Below are 1,696 nucleotides of genomic sequence, written 5' to 3'. Positions count from 1 at the left end.
TTTTTAAAAGNCNANCNNNTCTAAAATGTATATGGTACCTCACAGCATTATTATTTTATTTTTCATAATTTCCTTACTATTTTACTAAATTTAAATCTATTTTTTAAAATTTTTTTCTTCTAACACCAAAAAGTGATAAAATTATAACTAAGTAAAAGGAGGATTCAAAATGTTTAATTTTAATAGTGAAAAAATAAACCAGTTGGTTGTAAATTATATTAATTATACTGTTGATCCAAAGCATGATAATGAACAACAACAAAATAAACTTGATAGTAACAATTTCTTTTATCAAATTGATACTCGTCAATTAAAAAATAGTATTAATGGTGTTATTAGTTCGCATCTAGCAACATCAGAACAATTTGCAAAAGCTGGTGAAATTATTGATGAATATTATTCAGAAAAAACACCATTTATTTGGTGTACAATTACAGTTGATAATAATCAAGCAGAATGTTCATTTTTTGAAAAAAATGGTTTAACATATTTGCAAACTGGAATTGGAATGATGATTGATTTAAAAACTTTTACCGCAAAAAGTGAATTATTGAAAAACGAAAAATTTAATCCGATAACTGATCTAACAATGTTTTGCGAAGAAAAAAAACCCAAATTAATAACTACAACAAACCTTAAAATTATTAGTGATGCTGATTTACCATTAAAAGATTTACCAACTTCACAACCTAATCCTACATTAAATCAAGTTAACAATCTTTGCTATGCTGTGACCTTAATTAAAGATGAAACACCAATGACAACTGGGATTCTCTTTTTTGAAGCAACAATCGCTGTAATTAGAATTACTGACAATGATGATAATTCTGAAAATAAAAAGAAAATGTTAATGCATTTATTACACCAAGCAAAAAAAGCAAATTACCAAACTGTTGGTATTGTGGTACCAGATAACCAAGTTGCTTGGTATCAAAAACTAGGTTTTGAACCACAAGATTTATATTTTAACACTTATGTAATGCATTACTCACAAGAATAATGTTTTCTTAAATAAAGGGGAAAAGAAAAAGTAGAATGATTCTACTTTTTCTTTTCCCCTTTTAGAAATTTATTCATTTTCTTCTACTGTAATTACTTTTTCAGCAAGAGCATGGGCCATTCGAAATGGTTTATTATGCCCAGGTAACACATGCCATTTTGCATCTAAATTAGTAATGCGACGTAATTCAGTAATAAAGTAATTATTATTACACATAGCTCCGGTATAACCAGGACTTGTTTTATCAGGCATTAAACTAGCACCAGTTGTCACTAAATTTAGCGCTTTAATTCTTAACATTTGAGTTCCTGCGGTATGACCAGGAATATGAAAAACTTCAATGTGATAACCAATTTCTTCAACAACAGTATCACCACTTAAAGCAACAATATTTGTTAATGGATAATTAATTCCTGGACCTAAAATTGCACCTGTCTCATCGTCAACCTTATGTTGCGACAATAATCGTAAATCAATTTTTTTAATATAAATTTTTAAATCTGGATATTCTTTTAAAACATTATCAAGGCCATCATAATGATCAATATGCCCATGTGTAATAAATAATGCTTTTAAGGTTAATTTTTTTGTTTAATATATTAAATTGCTCTTCTTGTTGCATTTGATGCATCAATCATAATTGCCTCATTTTGATTATTAATAATAGACTTCTTGCATAACCTATTAAAATAATTG

Annotated in this window: 2 protein-coding genes; one reads left to right on the top strand and one right to left on the bottom strand. The window is 27.4% G+C overall.

What is annotated here, in order from left to right:
- Nucleotides 1-169 precede the first annotated feature (169 nt).
- Entirely contained in the window at nt 170-1,000 is an 831-nt protein-coding gene (locus BST80_RS05105) for a hypothetical protein (protein ID WP_415746257.1), read from the top strand.
- A gap of 69 nt (nt 1,001-1,069) precedes the next feature.
- Here BST80_RS05105 and BST80_RS05100 read toward each other — a convergent pair whose 3' ends face one another.
- Complete coding sequence (locus BST80_RS05100; RefSeq protein WP_415746258.1) at nt 1,070-1,546, bottom strand: MBL fold metallo-hydrolase; 477 nt, start codon at nt 1,544-1,546, stop codon at nt 1,070-1,072.
- Nucleotides 1,547-1,696: the final 150 nt, after the last annotated feature.

Origin of the sequence: Spiroplasma sp. Moj (genome assembly GCF_016082285.1) — a bacterium.
GTDB lineage: Bacteria > Bacillota_I > Bacilli_A > Mycoplasmatales > Mycoplasmataceae > Spiroplasma > Spiroplasma phoeniceum.
This window is presented reverse-complemented; position numbering and strand designations above follow the sequence as displayed.